This is a genomic window from Delftia acidovorans NBRC 14950 (genome assembly GCF_001598795.1).
Classification (GTDB): domain Bacteria; phylum Pseudomonadota; class Gammaproteobacteria; order Burkholderiales; family Burkholderiaceae_C; genus Comamonas; species Comamonas acidovorans.
The window spans coordinates 1-21,003 of sequence record NZ_BCZP01000022.1 but is presented as its reverse complement, the minus strand read 5'-3'; the positions used below and the strand labels follow the sequence as shown (position 1 = coordinate 21,003).

The 21,003-nt window shown below is 69.1% G+C and carries 19 protein-coding genes; 6 read left to right on the top strand and 13 right to left on the bottom strand.

Annotated elements, in window-relative coordinates; genetic code table 11:
• Positions 1–50: 50 nt before the first annotated feature.
• The 8 genes from DA1_RS22695 to DA1_RS22660 all read right to left on the bottom strand — a co-directional run bounded on the left by DA1_RS22695 (position 51) and on the right by DA1_RS22660 (position 7,536).
• A complete protein-coding gene (locus DA1_RS22695) occupies positions 51–1,949 on the bottom strand; it encodes a family 2A encapsulin nanocompartment cargo protein cysteine desulfurase (protein ID WP_034397175.1) in 1,899 nt (632 codons plus the stop codon).
• Positions 1,950–1,961: 12 nt separating this feature from the next.
• Positions 1,962–2,894, bottom strand: a complete 933-nt coding sequence (locus DA1_RS22690) for a family 2A encapsulin nanocompartment shell protein (RefSeq protein ID WP_013800566.1) — start codon at positions 2,892–2,894, stop codon at positions 1,962–1,964.
• An 82-nt stretch (positions 2,895–2,976) separates the two neighbouring features.
• Positions 2,977–3,249, bottom strand: coding sequence for a helix-turn-helix domain-containing protein (locus DA1_RS22685; protein ID WP_012207587.1), 273 nt, complete (start codon positions 3,247–3,249; stop codon positions 2,977–2,979).
• Positions 3,246–4,160, bottom strand: a complete 915-nt coding sequence (gene epsC, locus DA1_RS22680) for a serine O-acetyltransferase EpsC (protein WP_013800567.1) — start codon at positions 4,158–4,160, stop codon at positions 3,246–3,248. Before epsC ends, DA1_RS22685 begins: the two co-directional genes overlap by 4 nt.
• 12 nt (positions 4,161–4,172) lie before the next feature.
• The gene (locus DA1_RS22675; RefSeq protein WP_034397173.1) at positions 4,173–4,652 is read right to left on the bottom strand and encodes a rhodanese-like domain-containing protein; all 480 of its coding nucleotides are present in this window, start codon (positions 4,650–4,652) and stop codon (positions 4,173–4,175) included.
• A 162-nt stretch (positions 4,653–4,814) separates the two neighbouring features.
• Complete coding sequence (locus tag DA1_RS22670; protein WP_034397172.1) at positions 4,815–6,185, bottom strand: Nramp family divalent metal transporter; 1,371 nt, start codon at positions 6,183–6,185, stop codon at positions 4,815–4,817.
• Between the two features lie 45 nt (positions 6,186–6,230).
• A complete protein-coding gene (locus DA1_RS22665) occupies positions 6,231–6,473 on the bottom strand; it encodes a hypothetical protein (protein ID WP_034397171.1) in 243 nt (80 codons plus the stop codon).
• A 91-nt stretch (positions 6,474–6,564) separates the two neighbouring features.
• Positions 6,565–7,536 (bottom strand): ferritin-like domain-containing protein, encoded by a 972-nt coding sequence (locus DA1_RS22660; RefSeq protein ID WP_034397170.1) that lies wholly within the window; start codon positions 7,534–7,536, stop codon positions 6,565–6,567.
• Positions 7,537–7,848: 312 nt separating this feature from the next.
• Between DA1_RS22660 and DA1_RS22655 the strand changes: the two genes are divergently transcribed.
• A complete protein-coding gene (locus DA1_RS22655) occupies positions 7,849–8,412 on the top strand; it encodes a fasciclin domain-containing protein (RefSeq protein ID WP_013800571.1) in 564 nt (187 codons plus the stop codon).
• A 41-nt stretch (positions 8,413–8,453) separates the two neighbouring features.
• On the opposite strand, the gene DA1_RS22650 is transcribed toward DA1_RS22655, so the two are convergent.
• From DA1_RS22650 to DA1_RS22635, 4 genes are all read right to left on the bottom strand, one after another.
• Positions 8,454–9,398: a DMT family transporter gene (locus tag DA1_RS22650; protein WP_099752836.1), complete on the bottom strand. Its 945-nt coding sequence runs from the start codon at positions 9,396–9,398 to the stop codon at positions 8,454–8,456.
• A 13-nt stretch (positions 9,399–9,411) separates the two neighbouring features.
• Complete coding sequence (locus tag DA1_RS22645) at positions 9,412–10,032, bottom strand: GlxA family transcriptional regulator (protein ID WP_034397168.1); 621 nt, start codon at positions 10,030–10,032, stop codon at positions 9,412–9,414.
• A gap of 83 nt (positions 10,033–10,115) precedes the next feature.
• A complete protein-coding gene (locus DA1_RS22640; RefSeq protein WP_034397167.1) occupies positions 10,116–10,919 on the bottom strand; it encodes a helix-turn-helix domain-containing protein in 804 nt (267 codons plus the stop codon).
• An 8-nt stretch (positions 10,920–10,927) separates the two neighbouring features.
• Positions 10,928–11,455 (bottom strand): winged helix-turn-helix transcriptional regulator, encoded by a 528-nt coding sequence (locus DA1_RS22635; RefSeq protein ID WP_034397166.1) that lies wholly within the window; start codon positions 11,453–11,455, stop codon positions 10,928–10,930.
• 160 nt (positions 11,456–11,615) lie between these two features.
• On the opposite strand from DA1_RS22635, the gene DA1_RS22630 reads away from it, so the two are divergent.
• From DA1_RS22630 to DA1_RS22615, 4 genes are all read left to right on the top strand, one after another.
• On the top strand, positions 11,616–12,422 hold the full coding sequence (locus DA1_RS22630; RefSeq protein ID WP_034397165.1) for an SDR family NAD(P)-dependent oxidoreductase: 807 nt from the start codon (positions 11,616–11,618) through the stop codon (positions 12,420–12,422).
• A 71-nt stretch (positions 12,423–12,493) separates the two neighbouring features.
• A complete protein-coding gene (locus DA1_RS22625) occupies positions 12,494–12,910 on the top strand; it encodes a tautomerase family protein (protein ID WP_034397164.1) in 417 nt (138 codons plus the stop codon).
• A gap of 56 nt (positions 12,911–12,966) precedes the next feature.
• A complete protein-coding gene (locus tag DA1_RS22620; RefSeq protein ID WP_034397163.1) occupies positions 12,967–13,419 on the top strand; it encodes a GNAT family N-acetyltransferase in 453 nt (150 codons plus the stop codon).
• 998 nt (positions 13,420–14,417) lie between these two features.
• Positions 14,418–17,231: a beta-helix domain-containing protein gene (locus DA1_RS22615; RefSeq protein WP_034397161.1), complete on the top strand. Its 2,814-nt coding sequence runs from the start codon at positions 14,418–14,420 to the stop codon at positions 17,229–17,231.
• A 4-nt stretch (positions 17,232–17,235) separates the two neighbouring features.
• Here the strand turns inward: DA1_RS22615 and DA1_RS22610 are convergent, their stop codons facing one another.
• Positions 17,236–18,225 carry a tripartite tricarboxylate transporter substrate binding protein gene (locus tag DA1_RS22610; RefSeq protein ID WP_012207573.1) on the bottom strand — a complete coding sequence of 330 codons (990 nt, stop codon included), beginning with the start codon at positions 18,223–18,225 and terminating at the stop codon, positions 17,236–17,238.
• 234 nt (positions 18,226–18,459) lie between these two features.
• On the opposite strand from DA1_RS22610, the gene DA1_RS22605 reads away from it, so the two are divergent.
• Positions 18,460–20,673 carry a rhodanese-like domain-containing protein gene (locus DA1_RS22605; RefSeq protein ID WP_034397160.1) on the top strand — a complete coding sequence of 738 codons (2,214 nt, stop codon included), beginning with the start codon at positions 18,460–18,462 and terminating at the stop codon, positions 20,671–20,673.
• Positions 20,674–21,003 lie beyond the last annotated feature (330 nt).

Here is a 21,003-nt window from a genome sequence, read left to right as displayed (position 1 = left end):
CGGCCACCACGGGCGACGCCTTTGCAAGACGCCTGGGCTGAGCCCGTGGCTCAACCCCGCCTGCGCGCCGCCAGCCCCTGCACCACGGCCGCCAGCCGGTCGATTTCCTCGGTGGTGTTGTAGAAGGCCAGCGAGGGCCGCACGGTGGTCTCCACGCCGAAGCGCCGCAGGATGGGCTGGGCGCAGTGGTGGCCGGTGCGCACGGCGATGCCTTCGGCGTTGAGCGCCTCGCCCACCTCGGCCGTGGTCCAGCCCTTGAGCACGAAGGACAGCACGCTGGCCTTGTCGGCCGCCGTGCCGATCAGGCGCAGGCCGGGGATGGGCGCCAGCGCCTGCGTGCCGTACTGCAGCAGATCGTGCTCGTAGCGCGCGATGCGCTCCATGCCCAGGGCCTGCACGTAGTCGATGGCGGCGCCCAGGCCCACGGCGTCGGCAATGTTGCCGGTGCCGGCCTCGAAGGTGTTGGGCAGGGGCTGGTAGACGGTTTTCTCGAAGGTCACGTCGGCGATCATGTTGCCGCCGCCCTGCCAGGGCGGCATGTCCTCCAGCACCTCGCGCCGTCCCCAGACCACGCCGATGCCCGTGGGGCCGAAGACCTTGTGGCCCGAGAACACGAAGAAGTCCGCACCGATGGCCTGCACGTCCACGGCCATGTGCGAGACCGACTGCGCGCCATCGACCAGGGCCCGTGCGCCCGCCTGGTGGGCCAGCTCCACGATCTGCTGCACGGGCACGACCGTGCCCAGCGCGTTGGAGACCTGGGTGACGGAGACGATCTTGGTGCGCGGGTTCAGCAGCCTGCGGTATTCATCGATGAGCACCTGGCCCGAGTCATCCACCGGGATCACGCGGATCTTCGCGCCCTTGGCGGCCGCCAGCTGCTGCCAGGGCACGATGTTGGCGTGGTGCTCCAGGTGGGAGACGATGATCTCGTCGCCCTCGCCCACATGCTGCCAGCCCCAGCTCTTGGCCACCAGGTTGATGGCCTCGGTGGTGCCGCGCACGAAGATGACCTCGTTCACGTCGGGCGCGTTGATGAAGCGGCGCACGCGCTCGCGCGCGCCCTCGTAGGCGTCGGTGGCGCGGGCAGCGAGTTCATGCGCCGCGCGGTGGATGTTGGAGTTCTCGTGCTCGTAGAAGTGGCGGATGCGCTCGATCACCGCGCGCGGCTTGTGCGTGGTGGCCGCGTTGTCCAGCCAGGCCAGCGGACGGCCATTGACGCGCTCGGACAGGATGGGAAAGTCCCGGCGCACGGCATGCACGTCGAAGGGCGCCTGCACGCCGGCCGTGCCATGCCTTGCCCCGTGCGCAGCCTGCTGGCGCTGCAGCGGATGGGCCGGCGTGGTGTAGCCGGCGGGCAGCACCACGGGATCGACAAAGTAAAAGCGCGGCTCGGCCGAAGGCACGGTGGACGCAATGCCGGGCCCTTCGGTGGGCACGCCGATGCGCGGCACGGCGGGTGACGCAGGTGACGCAGGTGCCGTGAACGGGAGCGCGGCCAGCGCATCCAGCGGATCGCCCTGGCGCTGGGGCACGCCCAGCACCTGCGATCCCAGGCGCGGCTCGTAGGCGGGCAGGGCGCTCACGACATGGTCGGGCACGCCGTTGCCGGCCTGGGCATGGGGCAGCAGCGCGGGCGCGCGGTGGGCCAGCGAGGCCAGCGGCGCGGGCGAGGCCGGCAGCAGGTTGCTGCCCGGCGCCACGCCCTGCGGGATGGGCGTGCCCGGCACGCCGGGGCCCAGGCCTGCCGGGCTGGCCAGCGGCGAGCCGGGCGGCGCCACGTTCACGGGGGCCTGGACGCCAGCAGGCAGGCCGGGAAGACCCGGAAGACCCGGTAGGGCAGGAGCCGATCCCGGTGCGGCGGAGAACAAGGCGTTGGCCATGCGCGCCAGCGCCTCGGGGTCGAAGGGCGCCTGGGGCGCCACGGAGGTGATTGCAGACACGGTCAACGCCCGGCCTCTTTACTTGTAGGTGTCGGGATAGTCGTGGTACTTGCCGATCTCGACATCGTCGAGCACGGCCAGCGCGTCGGGCGTGAGCACGGCCAGCGAGCAGTACAGCGAGATCAGGTAGGACGCGATGGCATGGTTGTTGATGCCCATGAAGCGCACCGACAGGCCCGGGCTTTGCTCGCCCGGCAGGCCGGGCTGGTACAGGCCGACCACGCCCTGGCGCTTGTCGCCCACGCGCAGCAACAGGATCTTGCTCTTGCCATCGGCCACGGGCACCTTGTCCGAGGGGATCAGCGGAATGCCGCGCCAGGTGATGAACTGCGAGCCGAACAGGCTGACCGTGGGCGGCGGCGTGCCGCGGCGCGTGGCCTCGCGGCCGAAGGCGGCAATGGCCAGCGGATGGGTCAGGAAGAAGGCGGGCTCCTTCCAGACCTTGGTCAGCAGCTCGTCCAGGTCGTCGGGCGTGGGTGCGCCGGTCAGCGGGAAGATGCGCTGCTCGTCCGTGACCTGGGCCAGCAGGCCGTAGTCGGGGTTGTTGATCAGCTCGCTTTCCTGGTTCTCCTTGATGGTCTCAATGGTCAGGCGCAGCTGTTCCTTGATCTGGTCATGCGGGCTGCTGTAGAGGTCGGAGATGCGCGTGTGCACATCCAGGATGGTGGAGACGGCGTTGAGGAAGTACTCGCGCGGCTGCTCCTCGTAGTCCACATAGGTGCGCGGCAGCTGGTTGTCTTCCTGCTTGGCCGTGCAGGTGACCTTGATGGCCTCCGGGTTCTTGACGCGGTTGAGGCGGTAGATGCCCGCCTCCACCGGCGACCATTGCAGCAGGTGCGTCAGCCAGCGCGGGCTGATGGTCGAAAGCTGGGGAACGGTTTTGGTTGCGTTGGCCAGTTGCCGCGCGGCGTTGTCGCCTAGCGCGGTCGTGCCGCCCACTGTTGCCGACATGTGCAGACTCCGTGATCAGTTCAGGAAAAAGGGAAGGGGAAGGAGGGAAACAGGGCCAGTGTCCCGGCCCGCGCACATGTCTTCAACATGCTATAGCCGCCAACCGCAGGCCGCGCACCAGCTGGTCGTGGGCCACGGTTTCGCCGCGCATGACCAGGGCCGAGGGCTGCACGCCCAGCGAGACGGCCAGCTTCTCCACGGTCAGCAGCGAGGCGATGACGCGGCCGCGCTCTATCTCTCCCACGTAGGAGCGGTTCAGGTCCGAGTGCTCGGCCAGCCGCTCCTGCGACCAGCCATGGGCCTCGCGCGCCTGGCGCACGGCAATGCCGAAGCTGGTGACAAGACGGGTGCTCATAGGGCCACCTCCCGGGGCTGCTGCGCGTGCTCGCGCGCATGGGCCTGGGTGACGTGGGCGCCGGGCGGCACGTCCTCGGTCACCCAGACATTGCCGCCGATGACGGCGCCGCGCCCCAGCGTGACGCGGCCCAGGATGGTGGCGCCCGCGTAGATGACCACGTCGTCCTCCACCACCGGGTGGCGCGCCAGGCCCTTGCGCAGGTGGCCGTGCTCATCGGTGGGAAAGCGCTTGGCGCCCAGGGTGACGGCCTGGTACAGCCGCACGCGTTCGCCGATCACGGCGGTCTCGCCGATCACCACGCCCGTGCCGTGGTCCATGAAAAAGCCCCGGCCGATCTTCGCGCCCGGGTGGATGTCGATGCCCGTCTGCGCATGCGACAGCTCGGCCACGATGCGCGCCAGCAGCGGCTGCTCCAGCAGGTACAGCTGGTGGGCCAGGCGGTGGTGGATCATGGCCAGCACGCCCGGATAGCACAGCAGCACCTCGTCCACGCTGCGCGCGGCGGGATCGCCCTGGAAGGCGGCCAGCACGTCGCTGTCGAGCAGGCGGCGGATCTGGGGCAGGGACTCGGCAAAGGCGCGGGCGATGTCCAGCGCCATGGCGTCGGCGCCCGCTGCCGTGTGGGGCGCGGACAGCCGCAGCTCCAACCGTATCTGGCCCAGCAGCGCATGCAGGGCCGAGTCCAGCTGGTGGGCCACGAAGATGTCCTCGCTTTCCTGGCGCAGGTCGTGCGGGCCCAGGCGCATGGGAAACAGGGCTGCCTTGAGCTGGTCGATGAGGGTGGAAAGCGCGTCGCGCGAGGGAAACTCGCGCGCCCCGGGCTCCTGGGTGCGGCCGTGCGCCTCGCGCCATTCGCGGCGCGCCGCATGCAGGTTCTGGGTGAGTCCGGCAATGTCGAAACTGGCCATCTGCGTGCTCCTTCAGTCTTGAATCCAGGGCAGGCCGTGGAAGCGCCAGCCGTCGTTTTTGCCGCGCTGCTGACGCGCGTCGATCTCGCCCTCGAAGCCTTCGAGCACGTTGAACACATGGGCGAACCCGGCCTGGGCCGCCACCTGGGCCGCCAGCACCGAGCGCTTGCCGCTGCGGCACAGCAGCAGGGCCACGGCCTCCTTGCCGCCGTGCGGTGCCAGGCGCGCTTCCAGCTCGCGGGCAAAGCGCGGGTTGCGCGTCAGCGCCGTGCCCGTGGCCCAGGGCACGTGCAGGGTGTCCTGCACCTGGCCGACGAACTTGCGTTCCTCGGCCGTGCGCACATCGACCAGCACGGCCTGGCCGGCCTGCACCAGCGCCCAGGCCACGGGCGGGCGCACGCCGCCTGCGTGGCCCAGCCCCTGTGCGCGGGCGTGTTCCTGCGCCTCTTCCAGAGCCTGGGGCAAGGCGGTTTCCAAAGTGAGGGCTGTCATGTCGTCGTCCTTGCGGAGAATTCGCGGGTTGGTGGCTATAGGCACCAATCTAAGAACTTCGCGGCAAGCCACCAACGAACAAGAGCGGCGTTTGATAGAAGCAAAACGTCTATGAAGGTGCCGCGTGGCGCCGGGGCCACCTCGGGACAGCCTCAGGGCGCCTCAGGCCATCAGCAGCCGCTGCAGCATCCACAGGTTCAGCGACACCACCAGGGCCGCGCAGCCCCACAGCACCGCCGACATCCTTGGGCCAAAGGCCAGCTCGCCCAGCGTCTTGCGCCGCGTGGTGAACAGCAGCAGCGGCACGATGGCAAACGGCAATTGCAGGCTCAACACCACTTGGCTGAACACCAGCAGGGCGCTGGCGCCGGTGCTGCCGTACCAGGCGGTGGCCACCACGGCGGGCACGATGGCGATGCAGCGCGTCAGCAGGGCGCGCAGCGCGGGCGACAGGCGGATCTGCAAGAAGCCCTCCATCACGATCTGCCCGGCCAGCGTGCCCGTGACCGAGGAACTCAGCCCCGAGGCCAGCAGCGCCACGCCGAACACCGCGCTGGCGATGCCCACGCCCAGCAGCGGGGACAGCAGGTGGTAGGCGTCCGACAGCTCGGTCACCGGTGCCTGGCCGGGCCGGTTGAACGCGCCGGCCGCCACCACCAGGATGGCGGCGTTCACGAACAGCGCCAGACCCAGCGCCACCGTGGAGTCCAGCGTGGCCAAGCGGATGGCCTGCCGCGTGCCCTGGGGCGTGGTGTCATGCCGGCGTGTCTGCACGATGGACGAATGCAGGTACAGGTTGTGCGGCATCACCGTGGCCCCCACGATGCCCACGGCCAGGTACAGCATCTGCGGATTGGCCACGATCTCCATGCCCGGCAGCAGGCCGCGCAGCACGGCCGCCACGGGCGGCTGCAGCCACACCAGCTGGGCGGCAAAGCACAGGCCGATCACGGCCACCAGGGCGATCACCACCGACTCCAGGCAGCGAAAGCCCCGGCTTTGCAGCGCCAGGATCAGCATCACATCCACCACCGTGATGCACACCCCGGCCACCAGCGGCAGGCCGAACAGCAGGTTCAGGCCGATGGCCATGCCCAGCACCTCGGCCAGATTGCAGGCCACGATGGCGATCTCGCAGAAGAACCACAGCACCAGGTTGATGCGCGGGGAAAACTGCGCGCGGCAGGCCTGGGCCAGGTCCCGCCCGCTGGCCAGGCCCAGGCGCACGGCCGCCGCCTGGAACAGCATGGCCATCAGGTTGGAGGCAAAGATCACCGCCAGCAGCGAGTAGCCGAACTGCGAGCCGCCCGCGATGGAGGTGGCCCAGTTGCCCGGGTCCATGTAGCCCACGGCCACCATGTAGCCGGGCCCGGCAAACGCCAGCACGCGGCGCGCGTTGTCCGAGCGGCTGTCGCCGCGCGGCACGGCAATGCTGCGATGCACCTGCGGCAGGCTGGGCGTGCCCGCGTGGCCGTTGTCCGGCTCGATGGCGCCGAAGCGGCCCTGTTCGGCCGCAAGCACGGTGTCGTTCATGGGGGCCTTTCCGCCGGCGGGGGCACGCGGTTGCAGGGGGGATGCCTATCGGGTGGTTGGCACCAGGCCGCTGGCGGGTGCCATGGCTGCGGCGGCGGGTGCGGCATCAGTGCCTGCGCCGCGCCACAGCGCCACGAGATCTCCGGTCACGATGACCGCGCCGGCCAGCAGAATCAGGCTGCCCACGCAGCGGCGCGCCACGGTGGCAGGTTTCAGGCGCCGTGGCGTGCGGGCCGGAGTGTGAGCCGGCGTGCTGGGGGCGGATGAGGAAGGCAGAAGGGACATCATGGCAACTCCTTGGCAGGGGAACGCTTGTCTCGGGCCAGCCCCGGGGAAGCCCGCCTGCCCCGGCCGGCGCGGGGCAGGCGGGCAGTCCGCGTCAGGCGTAGGCGCTGCTCATCACCAGCGAGCCGTTCACGCCGGCCGGGAAGAACCCGCCCTTGGTCGCCGTGTCCTTGGTCAGGTACACGATGTTCAGCACGTCGCCCGGCGAGCGGCTGAAAGCGATGCCGTTGGCATCCAGCGGCACGATGTTGGACGTGGTGGCGTCCCCCGTGATGCCCTGGTCCACGTCGGTGGAGCCATCCAGGCTGTCGCGCGCATCCGAGATGGCGCCGGCCGCCGTGCGCAGCGCGGGCGTGGCCAGTCCCTTGGCGTACAGCACCGTGCGCACCAGACCTGCGTGGTAGGCCTCGGCGGCCAGGATGCCGGCGGCTGCCTCCAGATAGGTCTTGTTGGTGATCAGCGGCGATGCGCCCTTGTAGGCGGTGACGCCCACGTCCTCGAAGATGAAGGCCCCCAGAAGGAAGTTCTCGTCACTCGCATAGGGATCGAAGGCCGTGCCCGCGCCCACCAGCCCGGCCGCTCGCGCCGCCACCGAGAAGGCGCCGTTCGGGTCGGTTCCGCCGATGTCGATCTGCGGCTGCGCCACCGCAGCCGAGCCCAGCGCCGCGCGCAGGAAGGCCACGTGGGCGATCTCGTCCTGGGCGATCTCCTTGGCGTACTGCGCCACCACGGGGTCCTTGAAGGCCACGGCACGGCCGCCCGTGATGGCGCCCTGCGTGCCCACGCCCGACTGCAGGTTGGCGGGCAGGCCGGTGCCGAACACCGCGTAGTGATAGAACTGCGACTCCAGATACTCCAGGTTGAGGGCGAAGTTCAGGATCTCCGCATCCGTGGGCCCGTTGGCCTGCGCATTCGCATCGCCCCCGCCGCCGCCGCAGGCGGACAGGATCACCCCGCCCGCCATGCCCACGGCCACGCCGCTGGTCTTGCGGAAGAACTGGCGCCTGTCCTCCAGCTTCTTGGCACGTTTTTGCAAAACCCCGATCAACACTGATTCGTCGGACATGATGGTTCCTCTCGGTTCGCGGCAGGCGCGAACGGTCAACGTGAAGAATGCGCCTCCGGCCGAAAGCACACGGGTGTGGCGAAAGCGCGTTCCACTGAAGAGGTGGCCACCTGCTCCAGCGGAATGGGATGCGTCCCCGCTATCCGGCAGTACGCAGGCCGCGCAGGTCTGGATGTGCCGCAATTGAAAGCGCAGGTAACGGTTTGCGGATGCAGCCGTTTCTTTTTCTTTTTTGAATCCAGACCCCGCTGCGCTGCGTATCCAGATCAGCCGGAATCGTTCGGCTTGTCATCAACCCGCTAGGAGCATTCCATGGTCTCGATTCAAAACACCCGCAAGCTGGCCTCGTTCGGCCTGGCCATCGTGATGTCGGCTGCCTCCGTGGCCGCCATGGCCGATGTGATGGTGGGCGGCGCACCCATGCTGCCGTCCAAGGACATCATCGACAACGCCGTCAACTCCAAGGACCACACCACCCTGGTCGCAGCCGTCAAGGCGGCGGGCCTGGTCGATACGCTCAAGGGCCCGGGTCCGTTCACCGTGTTCGCGCCCACCAATGCCGCCTTCGAGGCCCTGCCCGCAGGCACGGTGGACACCCTGCTCAAGCCCGAGAACAAGGGCACGCTGACCACTGTGCTGACCTACCACGTGGTGGCCGGCAAGTGGGATGCAGCGGCGCTGTCCAAGATGATCAAGGACGGCAAGGGAATGGCCAGCATCAAGACCGTCAGCGGCGGCACGCTGGTGGCCAAGTCCAGCGGCTCCAAGATCATGCTGACCGATGAAAAGGGCGGCACGGCCACGGTGACCATCCCCGACGTCTACCAGTCCAACGGCGTGATCCACGTGATCGACAAGGTGCTGCTGCCCAAGTGAGCGGCACAGGCAGCGAGCGGGCCGGCCACTGACCGCCGTGGTCAGTGGCCGGAGCCTTGCGCCTTCGCCATGCGCCTTGCGGGCGCTCCGCCAGAGGGCGCGCCCCCATAGGTCGATCCCGCATAGATGGCCGCCAGCGTCAGCGCCATGCCGGCCAGCGCCATCGGCGTGGGCCGGGCGGTGAAGAACAGCACGTCGATGGCATAGGTGCCTATGGGCTCGGCCAGCAGGATGAGGCCGGCCAGCGAGGCCTTCACATGCGGCACGGCCGTGCTCACCATGAGCCAGGCCACGCCCTGCACCAGCAGGCCGTACAGCAGCAGCGTGCCGAAATCGGCCGCACTGGCAATGGCCAGCGATTCGCCCTCCAGCCACGCGGCTGCCAGCAGGCAGGGCGCGGCGGCGGCGCACAGCACGGCCATGTTCACGGCCGGATGCGTGGCGTGCGGCGGGGTCTGCCCCTTCTTGATGAAGACCACGCACAGCGCATAGGCCGCAGCCGAGGCCAGGCCCAGGGCCACGCCCAACCAGTGCTCGGACGCCGAATCCGGGCCTGAGGCCACGGGCAGCCCCGCGCCCGACACCATGAGGATGCCGGTGGCCGCCAGCACCAGCGCCACGAAGTAGACGACCGTGATGCGCTCGCGGAACACCGCCCAGGCCAGCCCCGCCAGAAAGAACGACTGGCAGTTGGTCAGGATGGCCCCCAGGCCCGGCCCCACCATGCGTATGCTCTTGTGCCACCAGTACAGGTCCAGCGCCAGCGCGGCGCCTGCCAGGCAGGCGTACAGCAGGGCCTGGCGCGTCATGCGCCAGCGCAGGCCCCGCCACAGGGCAAAGCCGGCCAGCCCCAGGCCGCCCAGCAGCATGCGGTAAAAGCCCATGGCGCTGGTGCCCATGCTGCTGAAAGCCACGGCCACGCCGGACAGGCTCAGGATCAGCCCGCCCACGGCCAGCAGCGCCAGGTAGCTTGTCTTTCCGTTCATGCGCATGGCTCCGTCACGCTTGCCGGTCGGCGGCATTGCGCCGCCGGTATTCGAGCTGGCGCGCCGTCTCGGCCGCGATCTCTGCGCCCAGCAGGCGCTCCACCAGGTGCAGGGCCATGTCGATGCCCGCCGCAAACCCGCCCGAGGTGACGATGGCGCCCTCATCGATCCACAGCCTGTCGGCGCTCACGCGGGCAGCCGGCGCAATGGCGCGCAGGTCTTCCGTGTCCTCGAAGTGCGTGGTGGCCTCGCGCTGGTCCAGGAGCCCTGCCCGCCCCAGCAGGAAGGAGCCTACGCAGACGGAGCCCGTCACCTCGCTGCTGCCGGCCACCTGCCGCAGCCAGGCGGCAACCTCGGGCGCGGCCAGTTCGGCCTGCAGCGCGCCGCCGGCCACGATCAGCAGGTCCAGCGGGGGATGGTCCTGCAGGCTGGCCTGCGCCTGTATGCCCACGCCTTCGCGCGTGCGCACGGCGGCGCCGCTGCGGCTGATCACCACGGGCTGAAACGGGGGCGAGGCCGCCAGCCCGCGCCGCACTGCCACGCGCGCGGCCACGTCGAACACCTGCAAAGGCCCTGCAAACTCCAGCAGCACCACGCCATCAAAGACGAAAAATCCAACGGTCCGTGTCTTCATCCACCACTCCTGTCTGTCGAGGAGTGGCAGCTTAGGCAGGCCGCAGCGCGCGGTCTTGGATGGAATTGATCAGGCCGTGCCGCTCAGGGCCGCATGGCCTGGCGGTACTGCGAAGGCGCCACGCCATGCGCGCGGCGGAACCAGTTGGAGAAATGGCTCTGGTCGTAGAAGCCCAGCGACAGTGCCACCTCGCTCAGCGCCAGCGTGCCGCGCAGCAGGCCGCGGGCGCTTTCGGCGCGGCGGGCCTGGTGGTAGGCATGGGGCGTGATGCCGTAGCGGCGGCTGAAGCTGCGGATGGCGTGCTCGGGACTGAGCCCGCAGACGGCGGCCAGCCGCGCGGCGCCCAGCTCCTGGTCCGCATGGGCATCGATGAACTCGCGCAGCAGTGCCGCGCTGGCGCCATCGGGCGCATGCGGCCGGCCGGGGCTGTGCACCACGCGGCGCAGCAGCGCCAGCAGGGCCTCGTCGGCGGCCAGGCCGTCCTGCGGGCCTTGCAGCAACTGCCGGGCGCAGGCCCGGGTCTGCGGGTCGCGCAGGCTGACGGCGTCGAACCAGCCATCGCGCACGCCCAGCAGCGCGTGCATGCGGGCGGGCTCGACATGCAGCATGTCGTAGGTCCAGCCCTGCTCGCCGCCCGGGCGCCCGTCGTGGATCTCGCCGGCGTTGAACAGCGCGATATCGCCACCCGTGAACTCGCGCTCGGCGCCCCGGCTCCAGCACAGCTCGCGCCCGCCGTGGATGACGGCAATGCCCATGGTGTCGTGGAAGTGGCGCGGATAGCGGTGCTGCACGGCATGGCCGCTGAGAATCTCCACGCCGCCCAGCGCGCAGTGGCGGCGGTAGGTCAGGGCGCGTTGCGGGCGCTTGCCGGGTATGGGCGCGGCCATGGCCGGTCTCAATCCGCGCCGGGGGCCGCTGCCGGCGTCCTGGCCTGCGCGGCCAGCTTGGACAGCCGCCAGCGCGTCAGGTCGTCCGCGCCGGGGCCGGCCTCCACGCGCAGCTCGGAAAAAGGCACGCTGCGGCCCGACTCCTCCTCCACCAGCGCCAGCCGCAGGTGCGTGCCCGATTGCGCACGCACAAAGCGCATGGGCGGCTGGGCCTGCTGCTGCAGGCGCCACCGGTCGCCGACCTGGGCCAGCGCCTGGATCACCAGGGACAGGTCGCGGCCCTTGGGCGTGAGCAGGTACTCGTAGCGGTCCGGGCCGCTTTGGTAGAGGCGGCGCTCGACCAGGCCGGTCTGCTCCAGCTGGCGCAGGCGGTCGGTCAGCGTGGCATTGGTGATGTCCGTGGACTTTCTCAGGTCGTCATAGCGGCTCAGGCCCAGCATCAGGTCGCGCAGCACCAGCATGGCCCAGCGGTCGCCTACGGCCTCCAGCGCGGTGGCGATCGAGCAGGCCATGCCCTCGAAGCTCTTGGATCGCATGGGGTTTCCCTTGTGTGTTCGCGGTTGTCGCAGGCCTGGAGTGTCTCAGCAAAACGCAAGCCCGGCCCGCAAAGGTGGATTGCGTGCTTGTAACTCTAATGATTGGAGTTTATATTTGGAGCCACTATCAACCACGGCTTTTCAAGCAAGGACTTCCTTCATGAGCACGCATCAAGGCACCGCCATCGTCACTGGCGCCTCATCCGGCATTGGCGCCGTCTACGCAGACCGCCTGGCCGCCAGGGGCCATTCCCTGATCCTGGTGGCCCGCCGCGAGGACCGGCTGCAGGCGCTGGCGCAGCGCCTGCGCAGCGCGCATGGCCGCGAGGTCGAGGTGGTGGCCGCCGACCTGGCCGACGCCGCCGGCCTGCAGCGCGTGGCGGCGCTGCTGTCGGGTGAGCGTGACATCCGCATGCTGGTGAACTGCGCCGGCCTGGGTGCCCTGGGCCCGGCCGCCCAGGTGGATGCGGGCGAGGTCGATCGCATGGTCATGGTCAACATCCATGCACTGACGCGGCTGTCGCTGGCGGCAGCGCGGCTGTTCGCCACGCGCGGCCGGGGCACGCTGATCAACATCGGCTCCATCCTGGCCGTGATGCCGGTGCCGGGCGCCTCCAGCTACGGCGCCTCCAAGGCCTATGTGCTGAACTTCACGCGCTCGCTGCAGGCCGAGCTCGCTTCCAGCGGCGTCATGGTGCAGGCGGTGATGCCCAGCCTGGTGCGCTCCGAATTCTTCGGCGGCAAGCCCGCGCCGTTTCCCGAGCACCTGTTCATGTCGCCCGAGTCCTTGGTGGATACGGCCCTGGTCGCACTCGACCAGGGCGAGGCCATCTGCTTTCCCACGCTGGGCAGCACGACCGCCTGGCTGGACTTTGACCAATCGCGCGCCAATCTCGTCAAGGCGCTGACGCTCAGCGGCGTGCCGGCAGCGCGCTACCAGGGCGCGGATGCAGGCCAGCCCGCCTGACGCCTGACGGCCCGCCGCGTCGCCACCCCGGATTTCCCGAAACCTCCTCTTTTTTGCACCCGGAGAAAACCATGCCCCTGTGGAAGATCTACCACCCCGAAAACGCCTTCAGCGATGAAGACAAACAGGCCATCGCCCAGCGCATCACGGCCGTCTACGGCGACCTGCCGCGCTTTTACGTGGGCGTGGTGTTCGAGGCCGTCGCGCGCACTTCGTTCTTCATCGGCGGCGAGCCTGCGGATGATTTCGTGCGCATCTCCGTGGACCACATCGCGCGGCAGATACGCGACGAGGAGACCAAGACACGGTTCCTCGAAGGCGTGCGGCGGCAGCTGTCCCCCTTCATCGCCGACCGTGGCCTGCGCTGGGAGATGCATGTGGACGAGACGCCCTTCAGCCTGTGGAGCATCCAGGGCCTGCGCCCGCCGGTGCCGGGCACGCCCGAGGGGGAGAAGTGGCGCCTGGACAATCGGCCTGAGGCCTACTGAGAGGCTTGCGGGGGAGGGACCGGGGGCAGGCCCCGTGGCCCTTGCACCTTTTCCCCATGCACATTCGTCCCGCACACATCGAAGACGCCGAAGAGATCAGCGCGCTGGTCTCCAGCGTTTCGCACCTCTTCACCCTGGACTCCGGCAGCCAGGGCGCGCAGGAATTCCTGAAGGCCCTGGGGCAGGAGGCGTTCAAGGCCTACCTGCAGGACCCCCGCTACCTCTTCATCGTTGCCAGGCAGGGCGATGCCCTGGCAGGCATGGCGGCCCTGCGTGACGGGCGCCATCTGTTCCATCTGTTCGTTGGCCTGCCGTTCCAGCGGCAGGGACTGGCCAGGCGGCTGTGGCAGGCGCTGCAGTCTGTCATCCACTCGGACGCCGGCAGCGTCACCGTCAACTCCACGCCGTTTGCCGTACCCGCCTACGAAAGGCTGGGTTTTCGGGCCACCAGCGCGCCGCTGGAGAAGAACGGCGTGGCCTTCGTACCCATGCAGATGGAACTGGCGTAGCGAACGTGACCGCAGACCTGGCCGACGCCTGCGCCGTTTCCCAAGCATGTCTTCATGTTGGCCGAGACCCTGGTGGATACGGCCCTGGCGGCACAGGACCAGGAACCGTTGCCTTGTACCCAGGGCAAGACTGGGTCTATCTGGAACATCCCCCGACAAGGGACATGCGTTCAGCGGTGAGGACAAGCAGGCCGTCGACCGGTGCATCACGGGTATTTACAGCAAACTCCCGAATTTGGACGTGGGCGTGGTTTTGGAAACCCTGGCCAAGGCTTGCTGCTTCATTGGCGGATAACCCATCGATGATTTCGTGCGTATTGCGGCGGACCCCATCGTGCCGCATATTCAGGAAGAGGCAACGGGGCCGCGATTTCTGAGCGCCGCTGCCAACTTCACCTGCCCACCATCGCCGACCCGCTCCAACCTGCGATCTGCGCAGCCTGGCGGGCCTCCGTGCGGGAAATGGCGGCAGGACAACCGGACTTCAGCGTTCGATTGGCCGCCGCAGCGGCCGGCTGTGCTGGCGGCCCTGTCTTGCTTCTTATGACGCAGCGCATACGGCCGGTTATGGGTAATGCAATGGATTTGGTTGGTATGCAATTGAACAGGCCGTGATCTGGAATGGCTGAATGCTCGGATGAATGTGTGTCCATGGTCAAAAATCCAGTCAATGGAATTTGATGCGGCGACAAAGCGCCAATACAATGGCCGGCCGGTAAAGAGAGCCGGTCCTGCCGGGGGAGTTTCAACCCCTCAGATATCCTGATACCAAAACCATTGCCGAGGGAGCGCCAATGCGCGTCAGTCTGCCGGGAGGAGGCGCATTGCTGCAATGCGCCCTTGTTTCTACCTTTCCCATTTCCCGCAACTGCGGCGGGCATTCCCTGCCGGGACGGCGCGCCAAGGTGGCGCAGATCCAGTGTCCGCGGAAGGCTTTGTTCCTGCTGCGCAGGGCCGCCTGTCTGCTCGCGTGGATGGTTGTGGGGTCGCTTTTTTGGATGACCGCCATGCTGCCGGCCCAGGCGGGCATGCGTATCTCCGGGTCCATCAGTAGCAACGCGTCCTGGCCGGCAGCCAGTTCGCCCGTGCTCCTGCAGGGGGATGTGGTGCTGGAGTCCGGTGCCACGCTGACGCTGGAGCCCGGGCTCGTCATACAGATGGAGCCGGGTGCCAGTTTCACCGTGCGGGACGGCGCCGTACGCGCAATGGGCACAGCGCAGCAGCCGATCACCATCACTTCTTCGCGGCCCCAGCCCGCGCCCGGCGATTGGGGCGAATGGCGCTTTCTCGCGGGGACGCGGAGCGGGGCCACGCAATGGGCCCATGTGCGCATCGAGTACGGCAGTGGCCTGGTCGTCGAGGGGGCCTCGCCCGGCCTGGACCAGGTTTCCATCCTCCACCACAAGGGGCCGGCCCTGCGCGTGGACCTGCAGTCCTCGCCTCGCGGCAGCGGCCTGCGCGCCGAGGGCAATGGGCTCGATGCCGTGCTGGTGCCGGCGGGTGTCATCACCACCTCCGTCCAATGGGCGCTGACGGGCATTCCCTATCTCGTGGAGGGTGGCCTGATCGAGGTGGGGCGCGCACCCTTCTCCATCGAGCCTGCCGAGATCACCGTGGGCAGGAACAGGACCGGCACCATGACGCTGCACCTGGGCGTGCCGGCACCTGCGGGCGGCCGGACCGTGAGCCTCGCGACTGGTGCCACCCACATCGCCAGCGTCGGCTCCAGCCTGCATCTGGAGGAAGGCCGGACGCAGGCCGATTTCAACGTCACAGGCTCCGCTTACAACCTCGGAACCACGCGGGTCACGGCCAGGCATCCCGATCTGGGCGAGGCCGTGGCCAGCATCACGGTGGCTGACCTGCCACGGGTCGGTCTTCAAGTGCCGCACAGCGCGATGCTGATCGGTCATCCCCACCGGGCCTCGGTCCAGCTGTCCCACCCCGCGCCTGCCGAAGGCGTGGAGGTGCAGCTGACCAGCACGCCCGAGGGCCGGGTGGTGCATCCCGCCAGCGTCAAGGTGGCGGCAGGGGAGACGTCCAGGGAGATCCAGATCCAGGGCACGGCGGCAGCGGTGGGTGAAAGCGCGCAGCTTTTTGTCAAGGCGCGCAACTACCTGAGCGAGGAACCCGTCTGGCTGACGTTCACGGACAAGGTCCGCGTCGGCCTCGACTACGCCCCCAGCATCCTCGTCGTGGGCGAGGAAGAGACCTTCATCATCGCGCCGGTGCTGCCGCCCCCGCCCGCAGGAGGGCTGAAGGCCCGCCTGTCCAGCTCCAATCCTGCGGTCCTGGCTGTGGCCCCCGCCGAAACGCAGCTGGCCGAAGGCCAGATGTACCAGTACGACGCGCCCGTCACGGTCAAGGGCGTCGGCCCGGGACGGGCCAGCGTGCTCGTGCACGGCGATTTTGCGGAAGGCGAGTCCCGCGAGATCGAGGTCTGGATGCCCACGGTGCTGTCGCTTGCGGCCACGGCCGACAGCGGCAAGGTGGTGGTCGGCCAGGGCCTGACGGCGCCGCAGGCGGTGCGCGTGTCGTGGCGCAAGGATGCGGACAGCCTGCACCAGTATTCAGGCGTGTCAGTCGATTTGCGCTGCGAGAACCCGGAGATCTGCCAGACCGTGCGTTCGTCTGTGCAGATGTCGGAGTGGAGCACCTCCGAGTACGTGGAAATCATCGGCCTGGCCCCGGGCACCACGCGCCTGATCGCGGGGGGGCGGCAACTGACCACGGCCACCATCCCCGTCGAGGTGGTGGGCCCGCAATCCGTAGCACTCATCGTCCAGGACGAGATGTCCACCCGCAGATCGGCCGAGATCTCCAGCGCGAGCTCTGCGCTGACCCCGCAGCGCTACATGTCCCTGCGCCAGGGCTTCCATGCCTGCCTGTCCGTGCCCGAGGCCGCGCCCTACGACCGGCAGCGCCCCGTGGCCCCGGACATGCGCGTGGACGTGGGCCTGTACGATCGCTCGCCGGCCGATGTGGTCCAGCACATCCGCGACCTGAGGCAGGACGGCGATGTCGTGGACAAGGCCTTCATCCAGACCTGGAGCGGCTGCACACCGGCGCTGTTCGTGGAGGAGGCCACGCAGCCGGGCAGCTACCGCATCGGGGCCGACCTGCCGGGAGGCCAGGGTGCACGCAGCGAGACCATCCGTGTCCTGCCGGACCGGGGCCTCACCGTCAACCGTCCCTGCGGCGACTGCAGCGACATGGCTGTGGCCCGGGGGTTTGCGTCCGATGTGGTGCTCAGGCCCACCTATCTCGGGAGCGAGGAGCTTCCCGAGCAGCCCATGCAGGCGCGGCTGCGCTGCGTTGATGCGGCCATTTGCTCCGCGCAGGAACAGGTCGAGATCGCGCCCGACGGCAACAGCGGCACGGCCCGGGTGCTCGGACTGGCGCTGGGCGCGACGGACCTGGAGGTCTCGGCACCCTCCATGCCCGATCTCTATCCCGAGCCGGGCCGCGAGCGCATTGAGGTCGTCGAGCCCCGGCTGTCTTTCGATCGCTGGAAGTGGGATGACCCCGATCGGGCGAATGTGCAGATGACCGTGGGCGACCAGCAGTCCTATGCCATCTGCCTGGGCGATACCTCATGGGCCATGCTCAGCTATCCGCTGGCCGATCTGCAGGCCAGCGTGGTCTCTTCCCAGCCTTCAGTCCTTGGCGTGGGCAGTGCCAGCGTTGCGTGGCCCGCAGGCCAGCCGTGCATGGACCTTGCCGTGAAGGCGCTGGCTGTCGGCAGCGCGGACATCACGGTGGTCCTGCCCGGCGTGGCGCCGCACACCAAGCGTTGGAGCGCCGTGCCCTAGCGTCTCAGCGCAGCGACAGCCCCGCCGACTGAATCGCCCGGGCGTAGCGCGGGCGCTCGCTTTGCAGGCTCTGGCCCAGGTCGGCCGGTGAGCCGCCCGCCACCTTGAAGCCCATGTGCTCCAGCTGGGCGCGCACATCGGGGGCCTGCAGCACGGTCTGCAGGTCGCGGTTGATCTTGGCGACGATGGGCGCGGGCGTGCCGGCCGGCGCGAAGTAGCCCTGCCAGCTTTCCACCGAGAAGCCGGGCACGCCGGCCTCGGCCATGGTGGGTACCTGGGGCAGGGCGTCGGAGCGGTAGGGCGTGGTCACGGCCAGGGCGCGCAGCTTGCCGGCGCGCACGTACTCGGTCACGGCGGCCAGCGTGATCAGCGTGGCGTCGGTATGGCCGCCCAGCACGTCCAGCGAGGCCGGGCCACCGCCCGGGTAGGGGATGTAGTTGACCTTGGCGCCCGTCTCCTGCGTGAGGATTTCATGCGCCACATGGGCAATGCCGCCATTGCCGGGCAGGCCCAGGCTGATGCTCTGCGGCTTGGCCTTGGCGCGCGCCAAGTAGTCGCCCAGCGTGTTCAGGCCCGTGGCGGGGTTGACCACCAGCACCTGCGGATTGACCACGGCCTTGATGATGGGCGTGAAGGCCTTTTGCGTGTCGTAGGGCAGCTGGGCGAACAGCAGGCCGTTGAGCGTGAGGCCCTCGCCCTGCTGCAGCAGCGTGTAGCCGTCGGGCGCCGCCTTGGCCACCTTGGCCGCGCCGATGGTGCCGCTGGCCCCGGCCACGTTCTCCACCACCACCGACTGGCCCCACAGCGCGGCCAGCTTGTCGGCCAGCGTGCGCGTGAGCTTGTCGGCGCTGCCCCCTGGCGCCACGGGCACGATGATGCGCACCGGCTTGTTCGGAAAGCTGTCGGCCGAGGCCAGGGCCGCAGGCGCGTGCAGGGCCAGGGCGGAGAACAGGGGAAGCAGCAGTGCGCGCAGCGCAGACGGGGTGCGGATCATGGGAGTGCCGGAGTGCAGAGAGTCGATGCCCGCAGTCTGGGAGGCTCCTGGCGCGGCGTGAACTAAGCATTGCGGCTATGCATATGCGGCTGCCGCACAACGTGCGTCACGCTTGCGCCACGCATGCGCGCGCAGTGCCCAAAGCTCATATCCATATCTGCAATGCGTCGTTGGCGCCAGGGCGGGAGAGGCCTAACTTCGTGTCCTCCCGCGAACGTCCTCCCAGGCACTCCCATGACACAGACCCATCTCTCCATCGACTTCAGCGGCAGCGACGTGGCCAGCCGCCGCGCAGCCGCCATCACCGGCTTCATCGCCACGGCCCGGCGCCTGCTCCCCAACCCGGAGCACGCCACGCCCGAGCAATTGCAGGCCGTGGCCCGCGAGCTGGAGGCGCTGGGCCTGCAGCGCGAACTGTTCCCGCACGCGCACTTCCCCGTCTCGGCCAGCAACCCGGCCCAGGTCTACCGCCTCAGCGAAGACCTGGGCGGGCGCTATGCGTTGTACCTGTCCACCGGCCTGCCGGGCAAGTCCCAGCCGCCGCATGACCACACCACCTGGGCCATCATCGCGGGCGTCGAAGGCGTGGAGCGCAACGTATTCTTCACACGCGGCAAGACCGACGACCCGCTGCGCGACACCCTGGCGGTGGGCCGCAGCGTCGATGTGGGCAGCGGAACCTCGGTAGTGCTCACGCCCACCGACGTGCACACCATCGAGCTGATCGGCGAGGAGCCCGGCCTGCACCTGCACTTCTACGGGCGCGGCCTGGAGCGCATGCCCGAGCGCGTGGTCTTCGAGAGCCTGGAGGGCGGCAGCTTCCGCACCTTCGGCCCGCCCAAGTCGATTCGCCATGCGCTGGTCACGCCCGCTGCGCTCCGGCAGGCCCTGGCCGACGGCGAGGAAATCGCCGTGCTCGACGTGCGCGAGGCCGGTGTCTTCGCGCACCGCCACATCCTGTTCGCGGCGCCCGCCCCGGCCTGGCGGCTGGAGCAGCTCATCGACCGCCTGGTGCCGCGCCGCGGCACGCGCATCGTGCTGGTGGACGCAGACGGCTCCCTGGCCCATGAGGCTGCGGCCAAGCTCGTGCGCCTGGGCTGGCCCAATGTCTCCGTGCTGGAAGGCGGCACCGAAGGCTGGGCGGCCGAGGGGCTGGAAATCTTCAGCGGCACCAACGTGCCCAGCAAGGCCTTCGGTGAAGTCATCGAGCATGAAAAGCACACGCCCTGGATCACCTCGGACGAGCTGGGCGCGCGCGTGCAGCGCGGCGACAACATCGTCGTCGTCGACAGCCGCACGCCCGAGGAATTCGCGGCCTTCAGCCTGCCTTTCGCCCTCAGCGTGCCGGGGGCCGAACTGGTCTACCGCATCGGCGAAATCGCCCCGGACCCGCAAACCCTGGTCGTCGTCAACTGCGCGGGCCGCACGCGCTCCATCGTGGGCGCGCAGACCCTGATCGACGCCGGCATTCCCAACCCGGTCGTCTCGCTGCGCAACGGCACCATGGACTGGCTGCTCACCGGCCGCAGGCTGGCCCATGGCCGCCGCACCCCGCTGCCCGAGCCCGGCGCCGTCGCCCTGGCCACCGCCCGCGAGCGCGCAGCCAGCGTGGCACAGCGCGCGGGCGTGCAATCCATTAATGCGGCCGAACTGGCCCGCTTCGAGTCCGAAGCCACCGAACGCACGCTCTACCGCTTCGACGTGCGCACCCGCGAGGAATACCAGGCCGGCCACCTGCCCGGCTGGCGCTGGGCTCCTGGCGGCCAGCTCGTGCAGGCCACCGACGAATACGCGGCCACGCGCGGCGCACGCATCGTGCTGGCCGACTGGGACGGCGTGCGCGCCCTCACCACCGGCGCCTGGCTGGCCCAGCTGGGCTGGGAAGTCTTCACCTACGTTCCGCCCACGCTGGCCACCCTGGAGGTCGGCGCCGAACCCGTGCGCGTGCTCGCATCCCACGCGCCTGCGCCCCAGCTGTCCGTGCAGCAGGCGCAGGAGCTGCTGGGCGAAGGCCGGGCCATCGTCTTCGACGTGGACAGCCGGCCCGCCTTCGAGAAGCAGCACATCGCCGGTGCGCGCTTTGCCGTGCCTGATCGTCTGCCCTCCTTCGTGCAGGCCCTGCCGCCGGCCCAGGTCGTGGTGCTCACCTCGCCGGACGGCGTGCTGGCCCGTGGAGTGGCGGCCGAACTGGCGGCGCGCACGGGGCGCGATGTGCGCTCCGTCGTTGGCGGCACTTCTGCCTGGGCTGCTGCCGGGCTGCCGCTGGGGCAGGGGGATGCGGATGTGCTGACGGGGGATGATGACCAGTGGTACAGCCCTTATGCGCATCGGGATCTGGGGTTGAGGGATGCGGGGTTTCGGGCTTATCTGGATTGGGAGTTGGGGTTGGTGGGGCAGTTGGAGAGGGATGGGTGGGCTGCTGGGATTCGGCTGGTGCCTGCTGTTTGAGGTGAGGCTGGCTCTTGGTCTGCTTTTACCCCTGCCGGGTGGTTGTTTTTCGAGGCCGGGTTTCGGCCCGGCGGCCGACCTACTTTCTTATCGCGCGATAAGAAAGTAGGCAAAGAAGCGCGCCCCAAACTGCCCACGACCCTTCGCTTCGCTGCGGGCGACCTGCGTTGGGCGGGATGCGGGGTGTGCCGCAGAACTCGCTTTGCGCTTCGCGCGCCGCTCAAACAACTGCGGCAAGTCAGATGACGGAGCAGCCCTGTCCTTCGGCAGGGCTGCCACCCCGCATCCCGCCCAACGCAGGCGTGGGCAGAAGGGGGGAGGCTGAGGGAC